Annotated in this window: 19 protein-coding genes and 1 tRNA gene; 15 read left to right on the top strand and 5 right to left on the bottom strand. The window is 55.0% G+C overall.

Annotated elements, in window-relative coordinates:
* Positions 1 to 104 precede the first annotated feature (104 nt).
* From FJ695_RS19095 to FJ695_RS19080, 4 genes are all read left to right on the top strand, one after another.
* Positions 105 to 1,733, top strand: coding sequence for a CTP synthase (locus FJ695_RS19095; protein ID WP_141186919.1), 1,629 nt, complete (start codon positions 105 to 107; stop codon positions 1,731 to 1,733).
* A gap of 30 nt (positions 1,734 to 1,763) precedes the next feature.
* Positions 1,764 to 2,588, top strand: a complete 825-nt coding sequence (locus FJ695_RS19090) for a VOC family protein (RefSeq protein ID WP_141186918.1) — start codon at positions 1,764 to 1,766, stop codon at positions 2,586 to 2,588.
* Positions 2,589 to 3,247: 659 nt separating this feature from the next.
* A complete protein-coding gene (locus FJ695_RS19085) occupies positions 3,248 to 4,408 on the top strand; it encodes an efflux RND transporter periplasmic adaptor subunit (protein WP_141186917.1) in 1,161 nt (386 codons plus the stop codon).
* Positions 4,409 to 7,567 carry an efflux RND transporter permease subunit gene (locus FJ695_RS19080; protein ID WP_141186916.1) on the top strand — a complete coding sequence of 1,053 codons (3,159 nt, stop codon included), beginning with the start codon at positions 4,409 to 4,411 and terminating at the stop codon, positions 7,565 to 7,567.
* Positions 7,568 to 7,935: 368 nt separating this feature from the next.
* Here the strand turns inward: FJ695_RS19080 and FJ695_RS19075 are convergent.
* Positions 7,936 to 8,011, bottom strand: a tRNA-Lys gene (locus FJ695_RS19075).
* Between the two features lie 368 nt (positions 8,012 to 8,379).
* On the opposite strand from FJ695_RS19075, the gene FJ695_RS19070 reads away from it, so the two are divergent.
* The 3 genes from FJ695_RS19070 (at position 8,380) to FJ695_RS19060 (ending at position 10,870) form a co-directional block, all read left to right on the top strand.
* Positions 8,380 to 8,673, top strand: a complete 294-nt coding sequence (locus FJ695_RS19070) for a hypothetical protein (protein WP_209010723.1) — start codon at positions 8,380 to 8,382, stop codon at positions 8,671 to 8,673.
* A gap of 308 nt (positions 8,674 to 8,981) precedes the next feature.
* Complete coding sequence (locus FJ695_RS19065) at positions 8,982 to 9,953, top strand: TAXI family TRAP transporter solute-binding subunit (protein ID WP_168206423.1); 972 nt, start codon at positions 8,982 to 8,984, stop codon at positions 9,951 to 9,953.
* Between the two features lie 176 nt (positions 9,954 to 10,129).
* Positions 10,130 to 10,870, top strand: a complete 741-nt coding sequence (locus FJ695_RS19060) for a cytochrome c biogenesis CcdA family protein (protein WP_141186914.1) — start codon at positions 10,130 to 10,132, stop codon at positions 10,868 to 10,870.
* Between the two features lie 103 nt (positions 10,871 to 10,973).
* On the opposite strand, the gene FJ695_RS19055 is transcribed toward FJ695_RS19060, so the two are convergent.
* The gene (locus FJ695_RS19055) at positions 10,974 to 12,188 is read right to left on the bottom strand and encodes a hypothetical protein (protein WP_141186913.1); all 1,215 of its coding nucleotides are present in this window, start codon (positions 12,186 to 12,188) and stop codon (positions 10,974 to 10,976) included.
* A gap of 184 nt (positions 12,189 to 12,372) precedes the next feature.
* Here FJ695_RS19055 and glmU point away from each other — a divergent pair, with 184 nt between their 5' ends.
* The 3 genes from glmU to FJ695_RS19040 all read left to right on the top strand — a co-directional run bounded on the left by glmU (position 12,373) and on the right by FJ695_RS19040 (position 16,116).
* Positions 12,373 to 13,728, top strand: a complete 1,356-nt coding sequence (glmU, locus tag FJ695_RS19050) for a bifunctional UDP-N-acetylglucosamine diphosphorylase/glucosamine-1-phosphate N-acetyltransferase GlmU (protein ID WP_141186912.1) — start codon at positions 12,373 to 12,375, stop codon at positions 13,726 to 13,728.
* Positions 13,729 to 13,849: 121 nt separating this feature from the next.
* On the top strand, positions 13,850 to 15,676 hold the full coding sequence (gene glmS, locus FJ695_RS19045; protein WP_141186911.1) for a glutamine--fructose-6-phosphate transaminase (isomerizing): 1,827 nt from the start codon (positions 13,850 to 13,852) through the stop codon (positions 15,674 to 15,676).
* A gap of 2 nt (positions 15,677 to 15,678) precedes the next feature.
* A complete protein-coding gene (locus tag FJ695_RS19040; RefSeq protein ID WP_141186910.1) occupies positions 15,679 to 16,116 on the top strand; it encodes a GNAT family acetyltransferase in 438 nt (145 codons plus the stop codon).
* On the opposite strand, the gene FJ695_RS19035 is transcribed toward FJ695_RS19040, so the two are convergent.
* Entirely contained in the window at positions 16,099 to 16,545 is a 447-nt protein-coding gene (locus tag FJ695_RS19035) for a YbaN family protein (protein ID WP_141186909.1), read from the bottom strand. The two genes, FJ695_RS19040 and FJ695_RS19035, sit on opposite strands and share 18 nt — an antisense overlap.
* 123 nt (positions 16,546 to 16,668) lie before the next feature.
* On the opposite strand from FJ695_RS19035, the gene FJ695_RS19030 reads away from it, so the two are divergent.
* Complete coding sequence (locus FJ695_RS19030; protein WP_141186908.1) at positions 16,669 to 17,403, top strand: DUF502 domain-containing protein; 735 nt, start codon at positions 16,669 to 16,671, stop codon at positions 17,401 to 17,403.
* 96 nt (positions 17,404 to 17,499) lie between these two features.
* Positions 17,500 to 18,813: an MmgE/PrpD family protein gene (locus tag FJ695_RS19025; RefSeq protein ID WP_141186907.1), complete on the top strand. Its 1,314-nt coding sequence runs from the start codon at positions 17,500 to 17,502 to the stop codon at positions 18,811 to 18,813.
* A gap of 231 nt (positions 18,814 to 19,044) precedes the next feature.
* Here the strand turns inward: FJ695_RS19025 and recG are convergent, their stop codons facing one another.
* Entirely contained in the window at positions 19,045 to 21,147 is a 2,103-nt protein-coding gene (gene recG / locus FJ695_RS19020; protein WP_141186906.1) for an ATP-dependent DNA helicase RecG, read from the bottom strand.
* Positions 21,148 to 21,365: 218 nt separating this feature from the next.
* Here recG and FJ695_RS19015 point away from each other — a divergent pair, with 218 nt between their 5' ends.
* The 3 genes from FJ695_RS19015 (at position 21,366) to FJ695_RS19005 (ending at position 25,852) form a co-directional block, all read left to right on the top strand.
* Positions 21,366 to 21,683, top strand: a complete 318-nt coding sequence (locus FJ695_RS19015) for a succinate dehydrogenase assembly factor 2 (protein WP_141186905.1) — start codon at positions 21,366 to 21,368, stop codon at positions 21,681 to 21,683.
* 19 nt (positions 21,684 to 21,702) lie between these two features.
* A complete protein-coding gene (gene mfd, locus FJ695_RS19010) occupies positions 21,703 to 25,188 on the top strand; it encodes a transcription-repair coupling factor (protein ID WP_141186904.1) in 3,486 nt (1,161 codons plus the stop codon).
* A gap of 133 nt (positions 25,189 to 25,321) precedes the next feature.
* Positions 25,322 to 25,852, top strand: coding sequence for a DUF2867 domain-containing protein (locus FJ695_RS19005; RefSeq protein WP_141186903.1), 531 nt, complete (start codon positions 25,322 to 25,324; stop codon positions 25,850 to 25,852).
* A 181-nt stretch (positions 25,853 to 26,033) separates the two neighbouring features.
* Here the strand turns inward: FJ695_RS19005 and FJ695_RS19000 are convergent, their stop codons facing one another.
* Complete coding sequence (locus FJ695_RS19000) at positions 26,034 to 26,723, bottom strand: protein-L-isoaspartate(D-aspartate) O-methyltransferase (protein ID WP_209010721.1); 690 nt, start codon at positions 26,721 to 26,723, stop codon at positions 26,034 to 26,036.
* Positions 26,724 to 26,778 lie beyond the last annotated feature (55 nt).

Here is a 26,778-nt window from a genome sequence, read left to right as displayed (position 1 = left end):
GCCTAACATATGCCCTGCGGCTCAAATCGCAGGGCATTTTTATGTGTTAAGAACGTAACTCCCGAATGGTCAAACGGCCCTTCGAAAGGATATGGTATTGCTCCATGGCGCGATACATTTTCATCACTGGCGGCGTGGTCTCCTCGCTTGGTAAAGGTCTTGCTTCGGCGGCACTGGGCTCTCTGCTCCAGGCCCGGGGCTATAAGGTTCGGCTGCGTAAGCTCGATCCGTATTTGAATGTCGATCCGGGCACTATGAGCCCGTATCAGCATGGCGAATGCTATGTGACAGACGACGGGGCGGAGACTGACCTTGATCTCGGTCACTACGAACGGTTCACCGGGCGTCCAGCCAATCAGCAGGACAACATCACTACGGGCCGGATTTACCAGGACATCATCGCCAAGGAACGGCGCGGCGATTATCTGGGCGGCACGGTTCAGGTGATTCCGCATGTGACCGATGCGATCAAAAACTTCGTTCTATCCGGCAACGAAGACTACGACTTCGTCCTGGTCGAAATCGGCGGAACTGTTGGCGATATCGAGGGCTTGCCGTTCTTCGAGGCGATCCGCCAGCTCGGCAACGACTTGCCGCGCGGTGATGCGGTTTATGTTCACCTCACTTTGATGCCGTATATTCCGGCCGCTGGTGAAATGAAGACCAAACCGACTCAGCACTCGGTGAAGGAACTGCGCTCGATCGGCATTCAGCCGGATATCTTGATGGTCCGCTGCGACCGTCCTATCCCGGAAAACGAGCGCCGCAAGCTGTCGCTGTTCTGTAACGTAAGAGAAGGCGCGGTCATTCCGGCCTATGACGTCAAATCGATCTACGATGTGCCGATCGCCTATCACAAGGAAGGCCTCGACGATGAAGTGCTGGCGGCCTTTGGCATCAAGGGCGCTCCGGCGCCTGTGCTCGACCGCTGGGAAGGCATTTCAGAAGCCGTGGCCAACCCGGAAGGCGAGGTCAAGATCGCCATCGTCGGCAAATACACCGTTCTAAAGGACGCCTACAAATCCATGATCGAAGCCTTGGTTCATGGCGGCATCGCCAACCGGGTAAAGGTCAATCTGGAATGGATCGAATCGGAAACCTTCGAGAAGGAAGATCCGAGCCCCTATCTGGAAGGCGTACACGGCATTCTGGTTCCCGGCGGATTTGGTGAACGCGGCGCGGAAGGCAAGATCGCTGCCGCGCATTATGCCCGGACCCGCGACATTCCCTATTTCGGAATTTGTTTCGGGATGCAGATGGCCGTGGTTGAGGCAGCCCGTAATCTGGCTGGAATCACCGAGGCCAGCTCGACGGAATTTGGACCGACCGATGAACCGGTTGTCGGATTGATGACCGAGTGGACCAAGGGCAACGAAAAGGAAAAACGCGTTGCCGACGGCGACCTTGGCGGCACCATGCGACTTGGCGCCTATCCGGCGGCGCTGAAGTCCGGCTCCAAGATCGCGGAGATTTATGGTTCGGCAGCGATTTCAGAACGCCACCGGCACCGGTATGAGGTCAACATCGACTACCGGGAACAGCTGGAAAAATGCGGTCTGATTTTTGCGGGAACCTCTCCGGACGGTGTTCTGCCTGAAACGGTGGAAATTGCCGGCCATCCATGGTTTATCGGGGTTCAATACCACCCGGAATTGAAGTCCCGGCCGTTTGAACCGCATCCGCTGTTTGCGTCTTTCGTTGGCGCAGCACTTCAGCAGAGCCGACTGGTTTAGGGCCAATCCTAACTACCTGGAGAGAAAAGAATGGTGCGCGGCCTCGATCATGTTGTGATGCCTGTTCATGACCTTGAAGCCGCCGCCAGAGCGTTTGAAAAGCTCGGCTTTACAGTGTCGCCTGAAAACCGGCATTCCTGGGGCACGGCCAACCGGTTGATCCAATTGGATGGTTTTTTTCTCGAAATTCTGACCGTTGCCGACGACAGTTTGATCACCGACAGTGAAGGATCTTCCTTTTCATTCGGTGGTTTCAACAGGGATTTTTTGAACAAGCGGGAAGGGGCCAGCATGCTGGTCCTGGACAGCTCTGATCCGGAAGAAGACCGGGCCGATTTTGAAAAGGCGGGGCTTTCACTCTTTGATCCGTTTTCCTTCGGCCGAATTGCCAATAGGCCGGATGGCTCGACCGCTGAGGTTGGCTTTGATCTGACCTTTGTCGGAAATGCGGCAAGCCCGGACATCGGCTACTTTACCTGCCGCAACAAGTTTCCTGAAAACTTCTGGCAGCCTGTTTTGCAAAACCATGCAAATGGCGCTCAGGCGATCAAGGCGGTTTATATGATTGCGGAAGATCCCTCAGATCATCATGAGTTTTTGGGTGGGTTCACCGGCCAACGGGAAATGCGGGCGACAAGTCTCGGATTGGAACTCGACACCGCCCGAGGCCAGATTTCTGTCCTAAACCCTCGGGCTTACCGGTCACTCATCGGCGATGACGCCGCTAACGCGATGATTGGACCCTTGCCACAAATCGCGGCAATTGAAATTGCTTGCACTGGTGTCACAGAACGGCGTGTTGTTCCCGCCAGTCAGCTTTTTGGGTTAACTCTCATCCTTTCGCCAGCCGCTTAAGTCGTGCAGGTAACGCAATCTCCGCACTTCTGGGCCTTCGCAAAAAAAGGTTGAAATTGCGGCGGCATTGTCGTTTTGCGAGTGTATAAACACTTGCTGAGCCGCGTGATCAGCCTATTTGTTTTATTGGATTATGTGATCTCGCGTTCAATTATGGAGTTTCTCTGTATGACGGTTCGGAGTTTTTGGGTCGTTTTCCGGTGGTTTTTAACAGCCGCTTTTGCGTCTGCTTTTCTGGCCGCGTGCTCACCGACCACGAGCACCCGGGACAATCCAATTCCAGGCACATATGTCAACGGCAAATACATTGAACCTCCGCCGCGATTGTTTGGACAAGGACATGGTGGCCGTTGATCCGAATGGCGTACTTACTATTCCTTCGCCTTGACAGTAATGAACCATCGGAATTCAGAGCCAATCGCTTGTTCTGACTGGTATCAGACCTTTTGCCTGCTGAATTTCCTAATAGGTCCATACATCTAATTCGCCAAATCCGGATTCATCTGGATCTTTTTTAGGCGTTGAAACTACCCCTGCGGTTTCACACATTTGCTCCACATCGTTGGAGAATAAACCCTTGTTGAAACCGTAAGTCCTTCTATAGTGAACGCAATTGATCATAATGGCCGCCCTGGCCATCAGTTGCGGAGCCTACTCGTATGCATCCTGAGCGTTCTGGCCTCAAATCCAGCTTTGCAATTCTGCCGGTCCTGGCGGCAGTATTTCTGGCCGGGTGTTCCGATAACAGCGCAGAGCAGCAAGCCGCGCCGCCGCCTCCTTCCGTCACTGTTGAAAAGGTGGTCAAGACCGAAGTGCGTGAAAGCGCCCGGTTTGTCGGCCAGATTGCGGCGGTCGATCAAGTTGACCTGATTGCTCGTGTCAGCGGTTTCTTGGAAGAAAAGAAAGTCCCAGACGGCTCAATGGTGAAAGAAGGCGCAGCGCTGTTCACCATCGAAAAAGCCGAATATGAAGCAGCCCTTGCTAAGGCCAAAGCCGATGTCGCAAGCGCGAAAGCAGATGCGGCCTTAAAAGCTGCTGACGAAAAACGCGACAAAGACCTGCTCCAAAAGGGGCATGTATCAGAAGCGGCATACGAAGCAACTCTTGCCCAAAAACAACAAGCGGAAGCATCTGTCGCTGCCACTCAGTCCGCCTTGCAGCAGGCAGAGCTCAATCTCAGCTATACCGACATATCGGCACCATTCCCGGGCCAGATCGGTAAAACGACCTACAGTGTCGGAGAGGTGGTCGGTCCGACCGCACAGCCATTGGTAAAGCTGATCCGCCTTGCACCGGTCTATGTGAATTTCTCTGTCAGTGAAGCTGAATATCTGAATGCCGTAAAAACTCATGGCATCAACCCTGCTGATATTTCACCTGACAAGTCACCCGATATTAAACTGGTGCTCCCAAACGGCGAGGAATACCAGGAGAAGGGAAAAATCGTCTACATCGACAACGCGATTGATCCGACGACCGGAACGTTATCTTTCCGCGGCCAATTCAAGAACGAAGATGTGCGTTTGCTGGCTGGAACATATGTGACCGTGATCCTCGAGGCGCCGGAAACTCTAGAGGCGCTCGTCGTCCCACAATCAGCGATTCAACGCGATCAGAAAGGCGATTTTGCGCTGTTGATTACGGCCGACAAGAAAGTTCAGCAGGTTTATGTCGATCTCGGACAGCAGATTGAGACCAAATTTGTGGTCAACAAGGGGCTCGACGAAGGCGCGGAAGTAATCACCGAGGGATTGCAGAAGGTGCGGCCCGGTGTTGAGGTCAATCCTGTTCTTGCCTCCCAGCCTGCGGAGCAAAGCTAGATGTTTTCACGCTTTTTTATCTACCGGCCAAAATTTGCGCTGGTTATTTCCATTGTCATAACGCTCGCTGGTTTGCTCGGCTATGTCTCGCTTCCGGTTGAGCAGTTTCCCAATATCACACCGCCGGTGGTAAATGTCGCTGCGACTTACACGGGCGCAAACGCGGAAGTTTTGGAAGAAACTGTGGCTGCGCCTATTGAGGCGCAGGTGAACGGCGTTGACGACATGATTTACATGCAGTCGACGAGCAACGACAGCGGCAACTATTCGCTGAACGTGACATTTGCCGTTGGAACGGACCCTGATATTGCGACTGTCAACGTTCAGAACCGGGTAAGCCAGGCAACCAGCCAGTTGCCGTCCGAAGTGACGCAGAATGGTGTCACAGTCCAGAAGGCCAGTACCAACATGCTGCTGGTGGTGACGCTCTATTCGCCTGAGGGCACGTATGATGAGCTGTTTCTGTCGAACTATGCCTCAATCTATATGAAGGACGCGCTTGCGCGTGTCCAAGGCGTAGGCCGTGCGGATGTAATGACCGACTTTGCATATGCAATGCGCATTTGGCTGGATCCGGACAGGCTAGCAAGTCTCGGCATGACACCGACAGACTTCATCAACGCAGTGAGGGATCAAAACGTCCAGGTTGCTGCTGGGCAGATTGGTGCACCGCCGGTGCCGGACGGCCAGCAGTTCCAGTATACCATCAAGGCTGAAGGCCGGTTGGCCGACGCAGAACAATTTGAAAAAATCGTTTTGCGAACTGGTTCGGATGGGGCGGTTGTTACGATCGGAGATGTTGCCCGTGTTGAACGCGGCGCGCAATTCTACAATGCGAGTGGCCAGTTTAATGGTCAGCCGTCGACCGTTCTGGCGATTTATCAGGCTCCGGGCGCGAATGCGCTCGCGGTGGCAGACGCGGTGAAGGCACGGCTCGAAAGTCTTTCCCAAAATTTTCCGGACGACGTGGCATACGCTGTGCCGTTCGATACCACTGACTTTGTTCAACAGTCCCTCAATGACGTGATATCGACCTTGTTCCTGACCTTCCTTTTGGTGGTGTCGGTGGTGTTCATTTTTCTCGGAAACTGGCGGGCGACGATCATTCCGACTGTCGCCATACCGGTTTCACTGATTGGTACCTTTGGGGTTCTCCTGGCTCTGGGCATGTCGTTGAACACGATTTCTCTGTTCGCACTTGTGCTGGCGATTGGGATCGTGGTGGATGATGCGATCGTCGTGGTAGAGAACGTTGAACGGATCATCGCGGACGAGGGACTGGGCCCGAAAGAGGCAACAGCTAAGGCCATGGAACAGATTACTGGGCCCGTGGTTGCGACAACTCTTGTTCTGCTCGCCGTTTTTGTCCCGACGATTTTCATGCCCGGGATCACAGGTCAGCTTTATTCCCAGTTCGCAGTTACAATTTCCGTATCGGTTGTTATTTCCTCGATCAATGCTTTGACACTGTCTCCAGCATTGTGCGGGCTCATCTTGAAAGCCAGATCCGGGCCGCCAAAAGGCGTCATGGGTATGTTCGACCGGGGGATTATGTCCATCCGGGATGGGTATACGTCGATTGTGCGCAGGCTTGTGCGGGTCGCGGTTCTTTCGCTTGTCGTCGTTGCTGGTGCAGTCGCAATGATCATGACGCTCGGAAGCACGCTGCCTCAAGGGTTTCTTCCGCTGGAAGACCAAGGATACCTTATGGTCGATGTCCAATTGCCGGACGGCGCAGCTCTTGGCCGTACGGAAGGCGTGACCCAGCGTGTGGTCGATCTGGCAACCGCAACGCCAGGTGTTGCAAACATCGTTCTGGTCAATGGTTATTCAATTTTGAATGGTGCGACCTCTTCGAATTCTGCTCTGGTCATTGCAACCATGACCGGCTGGGATGAGCGGCAGGATCCAGGTCTTAGTATCAATGATATTCTGGGCAAGTTCTGGGCCCAGTTCTCGACGATACCAGGTGCGAACATTATTGCCTTCAACCCCCCACCGATCCCCGGTCTTGGCACCACGGGCGGAGTGCAAGCCATGTTGCAGCAAACGGCTGGCGGAAGTCCGCAGGACCTTGCATCAGCGGTTGGGTCGATGGTCTATTCGGCCAACCAGAACCCGTCTATCGCCAGGGCGTATTCCACATTCCGAGCGAACGTGCCGCAAGTCTTTGTTGATCTCGACCGGGAAAAGGCCAAGACACTACAAGTCAATGTCTCGGATGTGTTCACGACCCTACAGGCCTATCTCGGGTCGTTTTATATCAACGACTTCAACATATTTGGCCGTGTCTACAAGGTCATGATCCAAGCTGAGGGTCGTTTCCGCGACAGGGTCAGTGATATTGGAAGTCTTTATGTCCGGTCCGGAGACGGCACCATGGTGCCCTTGCGCAGTGTTCTGACGACAGAAAATGTGCTCGGACCGCAAATTCTTACGCGGTACAACATGTTCCGCTCGGCAGCCTTGATGGCTGATCCTGCACCCGGCGCTTCGACCGGGGTTGTGATCGACGCTGTCGATCAGGCTGCTGTTGAAGCTATGCCGCCGGGATATGCATACGAATGGACCGGTACTGCGCTGCAACAGCAAGGGGCGGGGTCTATCGTTATGTTCATCCTGTTGCTGTCAGTGATCTTCACCTATCTCTTCCTGGTTGCTCAATACGAGAGCTGGACAATGCCTGTGGCGATCTTGATGTCGGTTACATTTGCGTTGTTGGGCGCTCTTGTCGCGGTGTTCCTTACCGGTGGGGATGTCAATCTTTACACGCAAATTGGCATGATCATGCTGATCGGTCTTGGGGCAAAAAACGCAATTTTGATTGTTGAGTTTGCTATGGAGCAGCGAGACAGTGGCAAATCGATCAAGGATGCGGCAATCGAGGCGGCGCACTTGAGGTTCCGGGCGGTGATGATGACAGCCTTGTCCTTCTTGCTGGGTGTTGTTCCGCTAATGACAGCATCAAGTGCCGGTGCTGCCAGTCAAAAGGCGATCGGGTTTGCGGTTTTTGGCGGCATGTTCTTCGCAACGACCATCGGAGTGTTGCTGATCCCTGTCCTCTATGCATCGCTTCAGACCATGCGTGAAACCGTCAAAGGCTGGTTTGGGGACACTCCGAGCGTTCCAGGGGAAGAAAGGTCCCAGACAGCCTCCTAGAAACCGAGGGAAACCAAATCAGCTTACGTAGCCATGGATGTCTGACCTAAGACAGGAAGGCTCCGGATAAATCTGGAGCCTTTTTGCGTGCGTCGGCGGTGTCCGCAAAGAGCAGGATGAAACAAAGGAAGATCAAAAACACATAAGACCAATTGTGTAACGCTATACTCTTAAAAGTGAGCGGCCTAGTTAAATATTCCAATGCCGATGGGCTGACAAAAAAGATTACACGTCAATTATTATTAGACGATGTCAGGTAATGGCTGTGTATTTCTGTGGAATATGTCAAAAATGACGTTGCCAAGCGCAAAAATTGCAATTTCCGAGAATTGCACGCTTTTAAATTTCTGCTATTTTTTTTGAAGATTTGGTGAGCCGACAGGGGTTCGAACCCTGGACCTACTGATTAAAAGTCAGTTGCTCTACCAGCTGAGCTATCGGCTCCCACCAAATCCAACTTGGGAGGCGCTTCGTTTGCGCCGCACCGCGTCGGTGGCGCTGTGTTTATGCTGACACTGGGGACATTGCAAGAGGCAATTTCGTTTTTTTCAACAGGCCTGCAAAAAATGCGGGGAGCGCAGTTAGAAAAACGGAAATTTGCGTCAAAAATCCTACCAATGAAGTGTTCATTCTTTGGTGGAAGTAAATATTTATGTAAAAAGATGTATGTGGCATAAAAGTGTCGAAAAGTACCGTTGCGTAATTCGACGTTAATTTCAATTTTAAGAAAATACATTCCGTTGTACTGCTAAAAGTGTCAGGTGGCGGCCCGAAGCATTGTCATGTAACTTGATGGGACTGTGAGAGGTGACATGCATTCAACAACGAAAGAGACACAGATGAACTCGATCGAGTTCGATTTTGTGAAAGGGCACATCGCTGCGACGATGACTCTGATTCACGCCCTGATCGATCAAGGGGCAGTCGATAGAGAACGCCTGGATGGATTCTTCAAAGGGTTCATCGATGACCTTCCCAACAACAGGGATACGTTAAGCCTGCGATTGATCATTGATCAATGGCGGGAAGGGCTGCGCAATGGCGAATCCGAAGAAACGCTAAAAGGCGAGATTTTTGCGGTGATCGAAGGAGGGCGGATCAACTAAGGCCTCGCGATTGCCACCGGCCAATGGCGGCCGGTGTTTTTCTTTCCTATTGAAATTAAAAAAAGCCAATTGGCACCCATGAGAAGGTTGCCTGAAAAAGAATTGAACTTTCCCATCCTGAACGTCTTTATCTGACATCACTGTGCACCAAACTGTGATCGCGCTTGCCAACTATCTTCTGGTGGCTGTGTTTGGTATGGCTTACCGCTAACGCTACGAAAGATATTTTGGGGGCGGTGGTGCTAAGTGATTGCAACAGTTTGACAGCGGTTTTCTTCAAGCTCCAGTTTGCCGTCATGAGAGCAGCCGTGCTGTTTATTCGAAATCTAACGATCTTTATTGGGATAGGTTTGGCCCTTCTTGGCGGCAATGCTGAGGCGCGGGACCAGATGTTCATGACACTTGGAACGGGCAGTGTGACCGGTGTCTACTTTCCAACCGGGAATGCCATCTGCCGCAGCATTAATGAAACACGTTCTGAACACGGCCTCCGCTGCGCGGCTGAAACCGGCCGAGGATCAATCGGCAACTTGGAAGACCTTCGATCCGGAAAAACGGATTTTGCCATCATCCAGGCCGACTGGCTGCATCACGCCTATTCTGGAACTTCGGTTTTTGGAGATAAAGGTCCATTTACAGATCTTCGAACTGTTTTGGGGCTGCACGTGGAATTGGCGACGATTGTCGTGCGTGAAACTTCCGATGTTCAATCATTGACAGACTTGAAGGGAAAACGGGTCAACATCGGCCCTGCGGGATCCGGTTCAGCGGCAACATGGAAGCAAATCGCAGAGCTGTCTGGTTGGACTGATATTGAGCAACAGCACTTTACCCGCCAAGACTTGTCGGGACTGGGAGAGGCGCTGTGCACCGGAGCCATAGATGGTTATTTTGTTTTTATTGGCCACCCAGCCGGTGTGGTTGAAGATACACAGGAGCAATGCGGCGTCCGCTTCATTGAGCTTGATGATCAGATAATCTCAGCCATGCTTGAAGATGCTGCATTTTATCGGAAAGCAGTCGTTCCAGACGAGACTTATGAAGGGCAAAGCGTGGTTGCGACGTTTGGTACGCCGGCGTTGGTCATGACCACCAAAACCATGCCCGAAGCGGTCGTTGACACCGTTGTCCGGTCCGTATTTGGCGACTTTGAAGATTTCCGCACGGCCCATCCTGCACTTGAGTACCTGCAAAGGGCAGAATTAGCCAATCCCAAGACGATTGCCCCGCTTCATCTTGGCGCACTACATTTTTATCGCGAACAAGGCTATTTGAATTAGCGGCAGATTCCTGAAAGGGCTGTGCCTAGGCCGCGTGGACGAATTGGAGAGCAGCTCTCCAAATGGTGAGCAGTTCGTGTTTGTGCACTTTGCTGAAGCCGGGTACATAGCGTTCGAAGCGCCCGTTGGAAGAAGTACTTGTCTGTGCGCAATAAATAGAACTGGTGGAAGCAGGAATGATACAGGACGTAACCATTATCGGCGCTGTGCTTGCGGGCATTTTGTCGTTTGTGTCCCCCTGTGTTTTGCCGTTGGTTCCGCCGTACCTTGGTTATCTGGCGGGTGTGTCTCTCGATCAGCTGACCGGTGAGGATGACGCAGACGGTGACGCATCACAGCGCGTCTTTTTCAGCGCCGTCGTCTTTGTTCTCGGGTTTTCGACAGTGTTTGTCCTGCTGGGCGCTACAGCCAGTTTCCTCGGCCAATTTATCCGGACCTATCTCGACTACCTTGGATACATTGCAGGGGCTGCCATCATCGTGATGGGGCTGCATTTCCTAGGCGTTTTCAAAATCGGGCTGCTTTACAAGGAAGCGCGCGTTCATGTCGACAAGAAGCCGGCAGGTCCGCTCGGGGCCTATGTGATCGGATTGGCCTTTGGGTTCGGATGGACGCCGTGTGTGGGGCCGATCCTGGCCGCCATCCTGTTTGTTGCCGGGGCAAAGGACACCGTGCTTCAAGGGACCATTCTCCTGTCCGCCTATGCCATGGGGCTGGGCATTCCGTTTTTGTTGGCGGCTTTGTTTGCCGGACCGTTCCTGCGCTTCATGAAGCGGTTCCGGAAACACATGGGCGCAGTTGAAAAAACCATGGGCGGGATTCTTGTGCTCACCGGAATCATGTTCCTGACAGGTCAGATGGCCGTGTTTTCCTACTGGCTGCTGGAAACGTTCCCAGCGTTCCAATACATTGGATAAACGAGGCAGGTGCCCTAGCGGGATCCAAAAAAATCACACACTTTGGGAATGGCATGAAACACGGTTCGAGACTGTTTCAAGACCGTCATAATCTCGAGAGATTTTAGTAAGTTGTTTGCGGAAAGTCCGAGGCCGCGATCATAGGTGCACCCGCATAAAGCGCCGGTTGGCACAGATCTGTGACATCAAGAAGATAGAAGCAGGCCGCTGCAGCATCGGCCGCATTGCCAAACGGACCGACCAAAAGCGATACACCACCTTGAGCCGAGCGGTTTTTAATCAACGGACGCAGATCGCGCATGCGTTCTTCGTTTTGTTCCTTGAACTTCGACCAGGCGTTTGCAGCTTCGGCAAGCGACGAGAAATGGCCAACAATCGCACCAAAATCACTGCGCTTCAGCGTACTGCGGCCGCCGCCGCGTAAGGTGCCAGCCGCATCTGACGGCGCGATAACTTTTGGCCGCAAGGTGGTGCTGGCTGGTGTGCTGTCAAATTCCTGTAAAGGCTGCAGTCCGGACTGTTGCGGAATTGAGCCGGTCGCCAGAGACCCGTTGGTGTCTGCTGGAGGCAACTGAACAATTTTCACCGGCGCTTGCTGCGAAGCTGTTATGGGAAGCTCAGGGGCCCGCTGTCCTGTGTGAAGATTGATCCGCCGGGACGCCGGGCGGCGTCCTGCAGCCTGTTCATCCCTCATGGTCTCTGTAGACGCCATGATTGCCGGTTTGGCGGTAGAATTATTCGCCATTTTTGCCGGTTTGGGCAGAGGTGCCATGGGCCGCTTAACGTGCGAGGCGTCCGCCAATTCTCGAGAACTGGATCCCGAAAGGAAAGAAGCCGTTGTTTGACTTTTAACGCCCTGTTTGTTGCTGGAAGCAAGCTCAGCCGGATTTGCAATTTCGGCTTCAAGAGCAGCTAGCCGCTGTGAATAGGCATCGTTCTGCGCGCTCATTGTGCTCAAGCGGCGGCGCAGCCGGGCGATTTGTTCTTGAAGCACAGTGATTTGGCTTTGTTCCAGCGCACTTAGCGTGCCAGAGGAGGGTTCTCCTGGCAGGCGCAAGACTTCAATCGGTTCGCCGCGTGCTCCGGAGCGAATTGATCCGGTTGCGGTCACGTCTCCCTCAGGCGGCAATTGGATGCCTGATAGTCGGTAGGCAGTCTGGGTGGTGCTAAGTGATGTGGAACTGAATTTGTAGGACGCCATGCCGACTGTGCCCATGGCAAGCGCTGCAAATGCCCAAGACAGCAGACCGACACGCGAGGGCGTGAGGGTGTCGCGGATTGTATCCCGCATCGGTTTTTTGGCCGGCGCCGCCTTCAACGTTCCTGTTTCCCGATTCTCGTTTCGAATCCTTCGAAAGGTAGTCTATTTGGCGCTGAATATGGTTAATGAAACGGTAATATGCACTGAAGGGAGTTCTGATCTTTCAATGTTCTGTGGATCGGGGCATATAGAGGCCAAATCATCTATCTTTGCTTTACAAGTTGAAAGAGTTGGGACATCAATGACATCGCGAAGCTGTCACTCTGTGGTTCTGGCCGCTGGCCTCGGCACTCGTATGAAATCGGATCTTCCGAAGGTCATGCATGAGATCGGTGGGCTGCCCCTTGTTGGCCATGTCCTGAAAGTCCTTGCTGACGCGGGATCGGAGCGGGTGTCTGTTGTTACAGGCCCAGACATGCCGGATCTTGAAGACCTTGTCGCCAAACTGGCCGCTGCCGCACAGTGTTTTGTCCAGACTGACAGGCTCGGAACGGCGCATGCTGCGCTTGCTGCATCATCAGCGATGGAAATGCCAACCGATGATGTTCTGGTGCTGTTTGGTGATACGCCTTTGGTGACGTCGGAAACCATCAGCAAGGTCCGTGATGCTTTGGCTGAAGGCGCAGACCTCGTTGTGCTAGGGTTCGAGACCAAAACGCCCCACGGATATGGCCGGTTGTTGATGAAAGACGGCCACTTGTTGGCGATCCGGGAAGAAAAAGATGCCAGCGACGCAGAGCGTCAGATCACGTTCTGCAATTCGGGGATCATGGGCTTTGCCGGAAATCATGCCTTGGACCTGATGCGGGCGATCGGCAATGACAATGTTAAGGGTGAATACTATCTGACCGATGCGGTCGAGATCGCAAATGAACGTGGTCTGAAAGTGGTCGCGGTCGCGGGCTCAGAAGTGGAAACACAAGGGATAAATAACCGCGCGCAATTGGCCGCCTGCGAAGCCGATTTCCAGGCGCGCAAGCGAACAGAAGCGCTTGATAGCGGCGTTACGCTGCTGGCGCCGGATACCGTGTTCTTCGCTCATGATACGGTTATCCAAGCCGATGTGATCATTGAACAAAATGTTGTTTTTGGGCCTGGAGTGAATATCCGTTCAGGTGCGCACATTCGGGCATTCAGTCATCTGGAAGGTGCCGCAGTTAGCAGTGGCGCGGTGGTCGGGCCCTATGCCCGGCTTCGACCCGGAACCGAGCTTGGCAAGGGCGTGCGGGTTGGCAACTTTGTGGAAGCCAAAAATGCAAAGTTCGGTGAGGGCGCAAAGGCCAACCATCTGAGTTACGTCGGGGATGCCAGAGTTGGCGCAAAAAGCAACATTGGTGCTGGTACGATCACCTGCAACTACGACGGTTTTTTGAAACACCGGACTGAAATTGGCTCAGGAACTTTTGTCGGGTCGAACTCAACATTGGTCGCTCCAATTTCCATAGGTGGGGGCGCATTTGTTGCCGCAGGCAGCGTGATCACCAAGGATGTTGCAAGCGATGCCATGGCGTTCGGCCGTAGCCGTCAGCAAGCAAAAGACGGCATGGCAAAGGTCCTCCGGGAAAAGCTCAAAAAAGCCAAGGATCAGAATTCCTGACGGTGGTCTGGGCCGGATGAGCCTTGTCATTTTCTGAAACAGGGTTTGATTTCAGTTTTCAACGCTGCCTCGTCTAAACCGGGGCGGTCACTCGATTGTGTTTGGGTAAGGAATTAGCTGCATGTGCGGAATTGTAGGCATTTTGGGCGGGGTTGCTGCGGCGCCAAGGCTGGTGGATTCGCTCAAGAGGCTGGAATACCGCGGATATGATTCTGCCGGCGTTGCCACGCTCGTTGATGGTGCTCTGATGCGCCGTCGGGCCGAAGGCAAACTGCGCAATCTCGAAGCAGCCCTTGAAAACGCACCATTGGCGGGCACAAGCGGCATTGGCCATACAAGGTGGGCGACACACGGGGCTCCGACTGTCGGCAATGCCCATCCGCATCAGGCCGGATCGGTCGCTGTGGTCCACAATGGGATTATCGAGAATTATCTTGATCTGCGCGAGGAGGTATCTGCCGCCGGTGCGATCCTGGAAACGGAAACCGACACGGAAGTCGTCGCCCATTTGCTGGACCTTGAGATCGCCAAAGGTGTTTCTCCAACAGATGCCGCCGCCACAGTTCTGCCGCGGCTGAACGGCGCTTTTGCACTGGCCATGCTGTTTTCTGGCGAACAGGATTTGATGATCGGCGCCCGCAAAGGCTCACCGCTTGCTGTCGGTCATGGCGATGGAGAGATGTTCCTGGGCTCCGATGCCATTGCCTTGTCGCCCTTTACCGACCGGATCACCTATCTCGATGAAGGTGATTGGGTGGTGCTGACCCGGACTTCGCATCAGATCTACAATGCGGACAATCAGCCGGTAAGCCGTCCGGAGGCGCGGTCTTCGGTGACGGCCGCCTTGATGGATAAAGGCAATTACAAGCACTTCATGGCCAAGGAAATCCATGAGCAGCCGGAGGTCCTCGGCCATACGCTGTCGCGGTATTTGGATTACGGTGCCCAGACCGCAAAGGTGCCAGGTGCGGATAAGATGCAATTTAAGAGCTTGTCCCGCCTGGTTATTTCGGCTTGCGGCACAGCATATCTGGCAGGCCTTGTGTCCAAATACTGGTTTGAAAAATATGCCCGCCTGCCGGTGGATATCGATATCGCCAGTGAGTTCCGCTACCGCGAAACGCCGATGAGCGCCAAAGACAGCGCACTGTTCATTTCGCAGTCCGGGGAAACAGCCGACACTCTGGCCTCCTTGCGTTACTGTAAAGAGCAGGGGGCATCGATTGGGGCGGTGGTCAATGTGCCGGAAAGCACGATTGCCCGAGAAGCCGATGTGGTTTTCCAGACGATTGCAGGGCCTGAGATTGGTGTGGCGTCCACCAAGGCCTTTACGTGTCAGCTGGCCGTATTGGCAGCGCTTGCTTTGCAGGCCGGCCGGGAGCGCGGTGTTTTGTCCGCGGATGACGAGAAAAAGCTGGTGGCCGAACTCACAGAAGTTCCAAGCCTGGCCTTGAAGGCACTCGCCAGTGAAACCGCGATTGAAAAACTCTCCCAGCCGCTGTCGCAGGCGACCAATGCGCTCTATCTCGGCCGGTCGACGAGCTATCCGCTGGCGCTGGAGGGAGCACTTAAGCTGAAAGAGCTGTCCTACATTCACGCCGAAGGCTATGCGGCCGGCGAGCTGAAACACGGCCCGATCGCGTTGATCGACGAAAACATTCCGGTTTTTGTGATTGCGCCACATGACGGAATTTTCGAAAAAACCGTCTCCAATATGCAAGAAGTGGCGGCACGCGGCGGCCGGATCATTCTGATTACGGATGAAAAAGGGGCGTCTGAAAGCGGTAATGCAGCGAAAGATACAGTGATCCTGCCAGAGATGTCGGACATTGTCGCGCCCATCATCTACGCTTTACCCGTCCAGATGATTGCGTATCACACGGCGGTTTTCATGGGGACGGATGTCGATCAGCCCCGCAATCTCGCCAAGTCTGTGACGGTGGAATAATCATGCCGGCTGCGGACAAGTCAGACATCGTTCTGTTCGAGGAACAGCACCGGCAGGATGTCATCGCGCTTTGGAAAAAATGCGGTCTAGTGCGCGCCTGGAATGATCCGGGCAAGGACATTGACCGGTGTCTCAGTGTGGACTCCAGCCGCTTGTTTGTGTTGATGAAAGACCAGACAGTCATTGGCACGGTGATGACCGGGTATGATGGCCATCGTGGTGCGGTTTATTATCTAAGTGTCGATCCGGCGCATCAGGGCGGCGGATATGGGCGCAAACTCATGCAACACTGCGAAGACTATTTGACCGGTCTTGGCTGCCCAAAGATCAATTTGTTTGTGCGCAAGGACAATGACGCCGTGCACAGGTTTTACGGGGACATGGATTATGCGCTTGAAACGTCGGCAGCCTTTGGAAAACGGCTAATTCCCGACGTCTGAAGGCGCACTGTTGGTGCCAGGGTCCGCTGGCTCCTCAGAGTTTGATTTCGGACCGGACGGTCGGGTCACCACGTAGATCGCACACGCCGCCATGCCAAGAGCGACCAGAACCGCAAGCCAAGTTGCTGGCGCCGCGGACCAATAAAAGACTGCAAATCCGAGAGTCATGCCGCCAACCGCATAGAATTTTGCCATGGGCGGAATGGCGCCATGATGGCGCCAAGCGACCACCGACGGGCCTACGATGGGATGTTCGAGAATTTTTTGTTCAAGCCGGGGAGAAGACCGTGCGAAACAGGCCGCCGCGGCAATGAAAAAAATCGTGCTGGGCAAAATTGGCAAAAAAGCCCCGATGATGCCCACCGCCACACAAGCCAATCCAAGTAGTATAAACGTGCTCCGGTGCACTCGTGCCTCCGATTTCGGCATTTTGCGGGGACTTCGCTGAAAATTTATTCGAACGAAGGATACCGCGCCGCGACAATGATACTTATCTAGCTTATGGCTGGATGCAAAACGGGAACTCTAAGAGACGATGATCAGGTTTCGCCGATGAGCAAGAAACATAGTGCAGATGATGAGCTATTGGTACCCCACCGGCCGGGTGCAGCGACGCGTTTGCGGAATTATTTTCTGACAGGCTTGGTCATCACCGGTCCGATCGGGATCACTTTGTGGCTCACCTGGACGTTCATCAAGTGGGTCGACGGCTGGGTCAAACCCTTCGTGCCCGCCAACTATAATCCTGAAACCTATCTGCCGTTTTCCATTCCAGGCTTTGGTTTGATCGTCGCGATTTTCGCGCTGACGATCATTGGCTTTCTGGCGGCGAATTTCTTGGGCCGTAGTCTGATCAATTTCGGTGAAAATCTTGTCGGTCGAATGCCGCTTGTTCGCAACATTTACAGTGGCTTAAAGCAGATTTTTCAGACGGCACTTGATCAGCGCGGGACGAGTTTCAACAAAGCGGCCCTGATCGAATATCCGCGCCGGGGCTTGTGGGCCATCGTGTTCATTTCAACGGAAACCAAGGGCGAAGTGTCGTCGCAGCTCAAAAATATGGCCGAGACCGTTTCGGTGTTTCTTCCGACCACGCCGAACCCGACATCGGGTTTTTTGCTTTTTGTTCCAAAAGCAGACGTCATTGAGCTCAACATGAGTGTTGAAGATGCTGCCAAATTGGTGATCTCCGCAGGCCTCGTCAGCCCGGAGTATCCCGAACTTGTCGAAGATCTGGTTGTTGACCCGAAACAGGCAGAGCGTTTGAAAAAGACCGAGGATGCGTAAGCGCCTGTCGCTGAGACCATAAAGCTTCACATCTGTCTTCAATTTCGATACCGCTTGTTGGAGCCATTCATAGTTTTCTCAGCCGGTCCAACTTTCATGCCCTTCATTGATGATCTGATTTCCTTTTCCGAAATCGCTCCGGGAGAAATCTCTGAAACGGCTCTCAAGCTGGCGCAGTTCTCGTTGCTCGATTGGCTGGTCTGCGGCAGGGCCGGGGCGGAAGAACCTGTTTCCCAAAAACTGCGGGAATTTGCAGCGCGGGAAGGGGGCATTGAAGCCGCCTCGACTTTTCAGGGGCAGAAACTGCCCGCACGGACGGCGGCGCTCGTTAATGGCGCTGCAAGCCATGCGCTCGATTATGACGATACCCATTTCGCCCATGTGGGCCACCTGTCGGTCGGGATCTTTCCGGCAGCCTTGGCGGCCGCAGAAGAGGTCGATGCCAGCGCTGCGGACATGATCGCGGCCTTTGCAGTTGGTACGGAGGCCGCGATCCGCATCGGTCTTGTTTTGGGTGCGCGCCACTACAATACGGGGTTTCATCAGACTGCGACCGCCGGAGCTTTTGGCGCAACGATTGCCGCCGGACGCCTTTATGGCCTGTCACAAGAGCGGATGCGGGCGGCCATTGGCCTCTGCGCGACCCGCGCTTCCGGCCTGAAATCGCAGTTCGGCACCATGGGCAAACCTTATAATGCGGGCATAGCCGCGTCCAACGGTGTGGAATGTGCACAATTGGCAGCGCTCGGCCTGACGTCGTGCGATGACGGCTTGTTGGGAAACCAGGGATTTGCGGAAACCCATCATGCCGGGCTGCCGCTGGAAACGGCCGGCTGGGACGATTTTGCGGGCGGAAAGCTTTTGTTTGAGGACAACAAATACAAACTTCACGCCTGTTGTCATGGGCTTCATGCCATGATCGAAGGTTTGCTGCTTGTCAGGGGCGGCGGTTTTGCTCTTTCGGATGTTGCGGCCCTGTCGCTCAAAACAAATCCGAGGTGGCTGAAGGTCTGCGACATCAAACATCCGCGCACTGGATTGGAAGTCAAATTCAGCTACGCTTGGCTCGCCGGCATGACCTTGCGCGGCGATGCGACTGGTGCACCTAACCTCTACACAGATGACGTGGCACAAGACCCGGAGCTCTCCGCTTTGGCGGAAAAAGTCACGGTGATCGGTGAGAACAGTCTAACGGATCTCCAAGCCGAAGGTGTTTTGACACTGAAATCCGGCGAAACCCGTCCTATCTCCTTTGATCTCGCAGCGCCGCTGCCACTTGCCATTTTGGAAAAGAAATTGAAGACAAAGGCGCAGGACTGTCTCGGCTCCGATGGCGGACGGATCTGGGCCATGCTCGATCAGCTGGAGCATATGAGCGCCCGCGAGATTGGGGCTCTTGTTTCTGGATAGATTTGTCTGTGGCCATTCACGGCGGCGGGCCAAGAGGATGAATTTTTTCGGCGAGTTATTCATTGTCATCCCGGAAAAGCCATCGGCTTTATCCGGGATCGGAGAGCCAAAGAAACCGTGAGTTTGTGGCCCTCCGATCCCGGGTCTCCGCTTAGGCGTCGCCCGGGATGATAAGCTGATGGGTCTGAGAGCCGAATAGGCGGCCTCACAATCAAATCAAAAACCGAAAATCTATCCCGCGCGCAGCAGCTGGATCGCGGCGTCGCGGCCGAAGAGATAAAGCAGGCAGCGCAGGGCTTCGCCGCGCGGGCTTTTTAGATCCGGGTCCGTTTCCAGGATCAACCGGGCATCGTCGCGGGCAATTTCCATCAGGTCTGCATGGTCCTCCGCCCGGGCAATCCGGAAACCCGGCGTGCCGGACTGACGGGTGCCTAGGATTTCCCCACCGCCGCGCAATCGCAAGTCTTCTTCGGCAATCAGAAACCCGTCGTTGGTCTCGCGCATGATGTTAAGGCGCGCGCCTGCCGTTTCTCCAAGCGGGCCCTTATAGAGCAAGACGCAGGACGAGGGCTTGTCGCCGCGCCCAACCCGGCCGCGCAGCTGGTGCAATTGGGCAAGGCCGAACCGTTCCGCGTGCTCGATCACAATGATGGTGGCATCTGGAACATCAACGCCGACTTCAATCACTGTGGTTGCCACCAGGATCCGGGTCCGGCCGGACTTGAAATCGTCCATGGCGGCATCTTTTTCGTCCGCGTTCATGCGGCCATGCACCAGCGAGACTTTCTGGCCGAGCATATGTTCCAGCACCCGCTGCCGATCCTCAACCGCGGCAAGGTCGATTTTTTCTGATTCTTCAACCAGCGGGCAGACCCAATAGACCTTCTGGCCGTCCCGGGTGGCAGCTCCGACGCGGCCGATGATCTCTTCCAGCCGGTCTAGCGAGACGGAGACTGTCTTGATCGGTTTGCGGCCAGCCGGTTTGCCGGTGAGTTTGGTGACATCCATGTCGCCAAAACAGGTCAGCACCAGCGTGCGGGGGATGGGCGTTGCCGTCATCACCAGAACATCGACGCCGCGCCCCTTGGCGGATAGAGCCAGCCGCTGGTGAACCCCGAACCGGTGCTGCTCGTCGACCACGACCATCCCAAGGTCCTTGAACGTCACCGAACCCTGAAACAGCGCATGGGTGCCAACCACCAGGTCAATATCTCCTGCGTCCAGCTTCTCTTGAAGCAGGCGGCGTTCCTTCTGGGTGTCCTTGCCGGTCATCAGCGCCAGCCGGATGCCGGCCTTTTCGCAAATCGGAGCCATGGAGGCGTAGTGCTGGCGGGCGAGAATTTCAGTTGGGGCCATCAGGCCGCCCTGCGCCCCGGTTTCAATCACTTGCGCGAGTGTTGCCAGGGCCACAACGGTTTTGCCGGCGCCGACATCGCCTTGCAGCAAACGCAGCATGCGGACCGGCTCTGCCAGGTCGGCGTTGATGTCCTTGATGGCGTCTTTCTGGCTGTCGGTCAGCTCAAAGGGCAAAGCTTTGATCACCGATGCCTGAAGCTGGCCTTGAGGTTTCCGTTCGATGCCGCCAAGCGTGCGCATGTTGGCCCGCACTAAAGCCAGCGCAAGCTGGCTGGCAAGCAATTCGTCATAGGCGAGGCGCTGCATAAACGGCGAATGCGGTTCGGTATCCTGGCGTTCCTTCGGCGCGTGCAAGGTTTCCAGAGCTTCAGCAAAATCCGGCCAGGCGGTTTGATGCAAATGCGGTTCGTTCAGCCATTCCGGCAGATGCGGGATTTTCTCTACCGCCGCCTTCATGGCCTTTTGTAGTGTTTTGGAGGCAAGACCGGCGGTCAGCGGATAAACCGGCTCGATCGGCGGCATCTGGTCCGCTTCTTCCGGCGAGACCGAATAATCCGGATGCACCATTTGTGGCCGGTCATTGAACCATTCCACCTTGCCGGAGACGATCCGCCTCTCGCCTTCCGGAAAGGTTTTCAAAAGCCAGTCTTGCCGGGAATGGAAAAAGACAAAAGTGATCTGGCCCGTCTCGTCATAAGCGGAGATCTTGTAAGGCGCCTTGGAATGGCGGGGCGGAGCGGAGTGACGGCCGATGGTGACATCCAGCGTGACAATGTCTCCATTTTCCGAATAGGCGATCCCCGGCTTGTGACGCCGGTCGATCAGACTGTGCGGGATGTGAAACAGCAGATCGGCAACAGTCGCGTCCCGATCCGGCTGGCTGCCAACAAGCCCGGCGACAAGTTTGGCGATTTTCGGCCCAATGCCGGGAAGGGTGGAGACCGGAGCAAACAGCGGATCTAGAACCGGAGGGCGCATTCAGGGGAGGAAACCTTAAGTCAGACAGGCCGCAAAGCGGATTTGATATCCTGTTCTGACATGAACCCCATCTTAAGTGCAACAATTAGAACAATCTGTGAACTTCGGCGCTGACTTTTCCAAATTTCAGCGCTATACAGTCGCCAGATTTCATTCTATCCGCTAGGCTTGCGTATCTCGCATTTGCCGTTTTCCGGTTCAGCTTCCAAAGGCCTTCCATGTCCGATCATCCCAGCGCGACAAATGACAACGAAACAAACGGCCGGGATGTGCGGCGTAAAAAAATCCTGTTCCGCTGCTGGCACCGGGGCATGAAGGAAATGGATTTGCTGCTCGGCGGGTTTGCGGATGCCATGATCGACGACCTCAATGAAGAGCAGCTCAAGGAATTGGAGCATCTGCTGACGGCGCACGATCAGGACTTGTATGCCTGGATGACGGGCCGCAAACCGCTGCCGGAAGAATGGGACAGTGCACTCTACCGGCAGATTATAGCCTATCATGAAGCTGCCGGACCGGCAGGCTTCAAAAAATAACAAAACAAGGACGGTTGCTGTGTTCGACAGCTTGTTGAAGGACCAGGCCAATGTGACGTTGGCTGGCGTGCCCGATGGTGCGGAAAGCTATGCACTTGCGCGGCTTTTGAATGAGAGTTCGGCAAGCGGCCTGGCGCTGGTCTTTATTGCGCGCGATGCAACGCGCATGGCGATGATCAGCGAGGCATTGAGCTTTTTTGATCCAGGCGCGGAAATCATCCAGCTGCCGGCCTGGGATTGTTTGCCTTACGACCGGGTGTCGCCAAACCCGGCGATCAGCGCGCGCCGTCTTCTTGCGCTTGGTCAACTGGCTCGCGGCATCGAAGAGGGCCGTAAGGTTCTTCTGGTCACCACCTTGAACGCGGCCGTCCAACGCGTGCCGGAACGCGCCTTCATGGCTGATCAGACGCTCTCCATGGCGCCAGGCAATCAGATCGATATGGCTGCGATTTCCAACTGGATGGAAATGAACGGCTTTTCGCGCACGCCAACTGTTCGGGAAACAGGCGAATACGCAGTCCGCGGCGGCATTGTTGACCTCTTTGCTCCGGGCGCTGAAGAGCCGGTGCGTCTCGATTTCTTCGGCGATACGCTGGAATCGATCCGTTCCTTCAATCCTGAAACTCAGCGCACCTCCAAACAGCTGAAGCGCCTCGACTTGGTGCCGATGAGCGAAGTAGTGCTGTCCGAGGAGGCCGTTTCCCGGTTCCGCCGGTCGTATCTGGCAAGTTTTGGCGCCGCCAGCCGCGATGATGTGCTTTATCAGTCAATCAGCGACGGCCGGCGCTATGCCGGTATGGAGCATTGGCTGCCGCTGTTTCATGAGCGGCTGGAAACGCTGTTCGATTTCATCGGTGATGCCCCGGTTGTGCTGGATGCCAGCAGCGGTGATGCCGTTCGGGAACGGCTCGAGCAGGTCGGCGAGCACTATAAGGCGCGGGAAGAAGCCCGGGAAATGGGATCTGGCGCCGGAACAGTGCCCTATATGCCGATTGCGCCGGATCTCTTGTATTTCACGCCTGAGGAATGGACCGCCGCACTCGCCGACCGGGCAACCGGGACGCTTGATGCCTTCACACCGCCGCCGGGCAGCGGCAAAGCGGTGATCGAACTCGGCGGCCGCCAGGGCCGCAGTTTTGCCGCCGAACGCACGGCTGGCGACGTCAACATTTTTGACGCGCTGACAACCCATGTCCGCGATCTGCAAAAAGGCGGCAAACGCACCGTTATCGCCTGTTGGTCTGATGGATCGCGTGACCGGCTGGGACAAATCCTGGGTGATCACGGATTGGGTGCCGTCCAGAACGTGGAAACGCTTCAGGAAGCCGAAAAACTGCCGGAAAAGACCTCGGCGCTCTGTGTGCTCGGCATCGAGCACGGCTTTGAACTCTCCGACATTGCTTTCATCGGCGAGCAGGACATTCTGGGCGACCGGCTGGTGCGCAAATCGCGCCGCAAGGCCAAGGGTGCCAATGTCATCACCGAGGCAACCGGCCTGTCGGAAGGCGATCTTGTCGTGCACGTCGAACACGGCATCGGCCGGTTCATTGGCCTTAAAACCGTGGAAGCCATTGGCGCACCGCATGATTGCCTCGAACTGCAATATGCCGGCGGTGACAAGCTCTATCTGCCGGTTGAAAACATCGAGCTTCTGTCCCGCTACGGATCGGAAGATCAGGAAGCGCAGCTCGACAAGCTCGGCGGCGGGGCCTGGCAGGCGCGCAAGGCCAAACTCAAAAAACGCATTCTGGAAATTGCCGACGGTTTGATCAAAACCGCGGCGGAACGCGCCCTGAAAACCGCGCCAGTCGTCGAAACGCCGGAAGGGGTCTACGACGAGTTCGCCACAAAATTCCCGTATGAAGAAACCGATGATCAGTTGAACGCCATTGATGCGGTGTTTGAAGACCTTTCCGCCGGCCGCCCCATGGACCGGCTTGTGTGCGGCGATGTTGGTTTCGGCAAAACGGAAGTGGCATTGCGTGCAGCCTTTTTGGCCGCCATGTCCGGGCGCCAGGTCGCCGTCGTTGTGCCGACAACACTTCTGGCGCGCCAGCATTTCAAGACGTTTTCGGAGCGCTTTCATGGTCTGCCCATTAATGTCGCCCATGCCTCGCGTCTTGTGCCCACCAAGCAGCTAACCCAGACCAAGAAGGGTGTTGCCGACGGCTCCGTTGACATCGTTGTTGGTACACATGCGCTTTTGGGAAAATCCATTCAATTCCGCGATCTTGGGCTTCTGGTCATCGATGAAGAGCAGCATTTCGGGGTGAAGCACAAAGAGCGTCTGAAGGAGCTGAAGTCGGACATCCACGTCTTAACCCTTTCGGCGACGCCTATCCCACGCACGCTTCAGTTGGCTTTGACGGGTGTGCGCGAACTCTCGTTGATCGCGACGCCGCCGGTTGACCGGCTGGCCGTCAGAACCTTCGTGTCGCCGTTTGATCCGCTGGTGGTGCGCGAAGCCCTGCTCAGAGAACATTACCGCGGCGGGCAGAGTTTTTATGTCTGTCCGCGCCTGTCGGACTTGGCGGAGCGCAAGGAATTTCTGGAAGACAATATTCCTGAACTCAAAGTCGCCGTTGCCCATGGTCAGATGCCGCCGGGCGAGCTGGAAGACGTCATGAACGCCTTTTATGAAGGCAAATACAACGTGCTTCTATCCACCACGATCGTGGAATCCGGCCTTGATATTCCGACAGCCAACACGCTGATCGTGCACAGGGCGGATATGTTCGGCCTATCCCAGCTCTATCAGCTGCGCGGCCGGGTCGGGCGTTCCAAAACCCGCGCTTATGCGCTGTTTACCGTGCCGGCCAACAAGACCCTGACACCGACTGCGGAGCGGCGATTAAAGGTCTTGCAGTCGCTGGAAACACTGGGCGCGGGCTTTCAGCTCGCAAGCCACGATTTGGATATTCGCGGCGCCGGAAATCTTTTGGGCGAAGAACAATCCGGCCATATCAAGGAAGTTGGGTTCGAGCTTTACCAGCAAATGCTGGAAGAGGCGGTTGCCCAGCTTAAAGACGGTGGAGCGGACTTTGGCGAGGAACAATGGTCGCCGCAGATCAATATCGGTACGCCGGTCCTGATCCCGGAAGACTATGTCGGTGATCTACAGTTGCGCCTGCAGCTTTACCGGCGCCTTGGCGATGTTACGGAAGCAGAAGAGATTGATGCCTTTGGTGCTGAGCTGATCGACCGGTTTGGCCCGCTACCGGAAGAAGTCCAGCATCTTCTGAAAATCGTCTATATCAAAGGGCTGTGCCGCAAGGCCAATGTCGAAAAGGTCGACGCGGGTCCAAAAGGGGTTGTGGTCTCCTTCCGAAACAGCGAATTCGCCAATCCGGCAGGTCTTGTTTCTTACATTGCCGAGCAAGGCGTTTTGGCGAAAATCCGCCCTGATCAGAAAGTTGTTCTGACGCGCGATTGGGAACAGACGGACAAACGCCTCAAAGGTGCTGCAACTATCCTGACCAAACTGGCAAGGTTGGCGGCAGCCTAAGGGCGGCCGCTGGTCATCGCGGGTCGGCGATCTCCTTGTTTTTCGCCGTTCCGTACCTGCGGCAATGCGCCTGTGGCGTTACGCGGTTCTACTTATATGATCCGGGCAAATCTGCTTGTCAGGAGCCGGACACATGATTGCAGCCGATACTTTGCCACTGGATAGTCAGCTCAACGCCTATCGGCAGCCAAAAGATTTCATGGATGTTTATAGCGGTGACCTGTCAGTGCGACCGGATCTACTTGAGTGTGACATCCGTGCATTTGGGGTGCATTTCACCACCATCGACATGGCCTGGGCGCAAAAACTGCTAATACTCAGGGATCAGGTTGTCCGCCCCTTGGGTTTGAAGACGACCAAAGATTTGGCGAAAGACGGTGTGAAGAAACCTGTTTTGGACCTCCAGGCCGGTGACCGGATCCAGTTTTTCAAAATCTATCAGATCGGTGCGGACGAAATTCTTTTAGGAGAAGATGACTGGCATCAGGATTTCCGGCTGTCGGTTTTCCGTAAAAGGGGGCCGTCGCCACGGGTATATGTGTCCACCTGCTGCCAGCGGCACAATATTTTTGGACACGCCTACCTCGCTGCGATCCTTCCGTTTCACAAGATGCTGGTTAAGCAGAGCCTGGAGAACGGATTGAAACGGCCGCTAGGGGGCTGAAGCATTCAAATTGACATCGATAGTTGGTCTGATCATCAACATGAAGGCTTATAGGTTCCACGCAGACCAGAGGGGCATGGCAAGTGGTGTCCCGAGTGGGTTTCAAGGCATCGGCATTCACCTAGAACCCGACTTGCGGCCATCGGTATGATTTTGGGGCGCTCCAAATCATGTCGAAAATCTAATCGAAGCCTGCTTCCCAGCCGTCTTCGCCGATCAGCGGCACAAAACTGACGTCACCAAGATTTTTGGTGTCAAATTCATCTTCGGAGATGCGGGTGATCCGCCAGAGCATCTGATGATGGCGGGACGGGCCAATGGGGATTACCAAATGTCCGCCAATCGCCAGCTGCTGCTGCAATTGGTCCGGGGTGGCCGGAGCGCCGGCACCGACCATGATGGCATCATAGGGAGCTTCCTTCAGATACCCTATGCTGCCGTCGGCACAATGAACTTCAATCGCGCCATAACCGGCCCGGGCCAGATTGTTTTTCGCCAGATCGACTAGATCAGGTTTGCGTTCTACGCCAATGACCGTGCCAGCCAACTCGGAAAGAACCGCAGCTGAATACCCAGAACCGGTGCCGACATCCAGCACCTTGGAGGTTTTTGTCAGGCCGAGAGCCTCGCACATATAAGCAACGACATACGGCTGGGAAATCGTTTGGCCGAGACCGATCGGCAGTGGGCAGTCCTGATAGGCCCGCTCCTTGTCGTCTGGCGCCACAAACAGATGGCGTGGCACGCTGACCATGGCATCGAGAACCCGGACATCATCCACGCCCCGGGCCCGGATTTGCCGGTCCACCATCTGTTGCCGCTCTTTTACAAAACCTTCCATGGTCAGGGTCCCGGTGTTGGGGATAAGCATACAAGTTTAATCCGGATCGCAAGAATCTATTAAGCCTGAAACGGCATAGTGGAAC

It is taken from the genome of Labrenzia sp. PHM005, assembly GCF_006517275.1.
Taxonomy (GTDB): domain Bacteria; phylum Pseudomonadota; class Alphaproteobacteria; order Rhizobiales; family Stappiaceae; genus Roseibium.
Note: the sequence above shows the minus strand (reverse complement) of the source record. Positions and strands in the feature narration are given on the sequence as shown.

Coding starts and splice junctions, on each gene's coding strand:
- FJ695_RS19035 (WP_141186909.1), bottom strand. CDS start 16,545: ATGCCGAAATCGGAGGCACGAGTGCACCGGAGCACGTTTATACTACTT.
- glmU (WP_141186912.1), top strand. CDS start 12,373: ATGACATCGCGAAGCTGTCACTCTGTGGTTCTGGCCGCTGGCCTCGGC.
- FJ695_RS19060 (WP_141186914.1), top strand. CDS start 10,130: ATGATACAGGACGTAACCATTATCGGCGCTGTGCTTGCGGGCATTTTG.
- FJ695_RS19080 (WP_141186916.1), top strand. CDS start 4,409: ATGTTTTCACGCTTTTTTATCTACCGGCCAAAATTTGCGCTGGTTATT.
- FJ695_RS19015 (WP_141186905.1), top strand. CDS start 21,366: ATGTCCGATCATCCCAGCGCGACAAATGACAACGAAACAAACGGCCGG.
- FJ695_RS19095 (WP_141186919.1), top strand. CDS start 105: ATGGCGCGATACATTTTCATCACTGGCGGCGTGGTCTCCTCGCTTGGT.
- glmS (WP_141186911.1), top strand. CDS start 13,850: ATGTGCGGAATTGTAGGCATTTTGGGCGGGGTTGCTGCGGCGCCAAGG.
- FJ695_RS19085 (WP_141186917.1), top strand. CDS start 3,248: ATGCATCCTGAGCGTTCTGGCCTCAAATCCAGCTTTGCAATTCTGCCG.
- FJ695_RS19040 (WP_141186910.1), top strand. CDS start 15,679: ATGCCGGCTGCGGACAAGTCAGACATCGTTCTGTTCGAGGAACAGCAC.
- FJ695_RS19000 (WP_209010721.1), bottom strand. CDS start 26,723: ATGCTTATCCCCAACACCGGGACCCTGACCATGGAAGGTTTTGTAAAA.
- FJ695_RS19090 (WP_141186918.1), top strand. CDS start 1,764: ATGGTGCGCGGCCTCGATCATGTTGTGATGCCTGTTCATGACCTTGAA.
- FJ695_RS19025 (WP_141186907.1), top strand. CDS start 17,500: ATGCCCTTCATTGATGATCTGATTTCCTTTTCCGAAATCGCTCCGGGA.
- FJ695_RS19005 (WP_141186903.1), top strand. CDS start 25,322: ATGATTGCAGCCGATACTTTGCCACTGGATAGTCAGCTCAACGCCTAT.
- FJ695_RS19030 (WP_141186908.1), top strand. CDS start 16,669: ATGAGCAAGAAACATAGTGCAGATGATGAGCTATTGGTACCCCACCGG.
- recG (WP_141186906.1), bottom strand. CDS start 21,147: ATGCGCCCTCCGGTTCTAGATCCGCTGTTTGCTCCGGTCTCCACCCTT.
- FJ695_RS19070 (WP_209010723.1), top strand. CDS start 8,380: ATGCATTCAACAACGAAAGAGACACAGATGAACTCGATCGAGTTCGAT.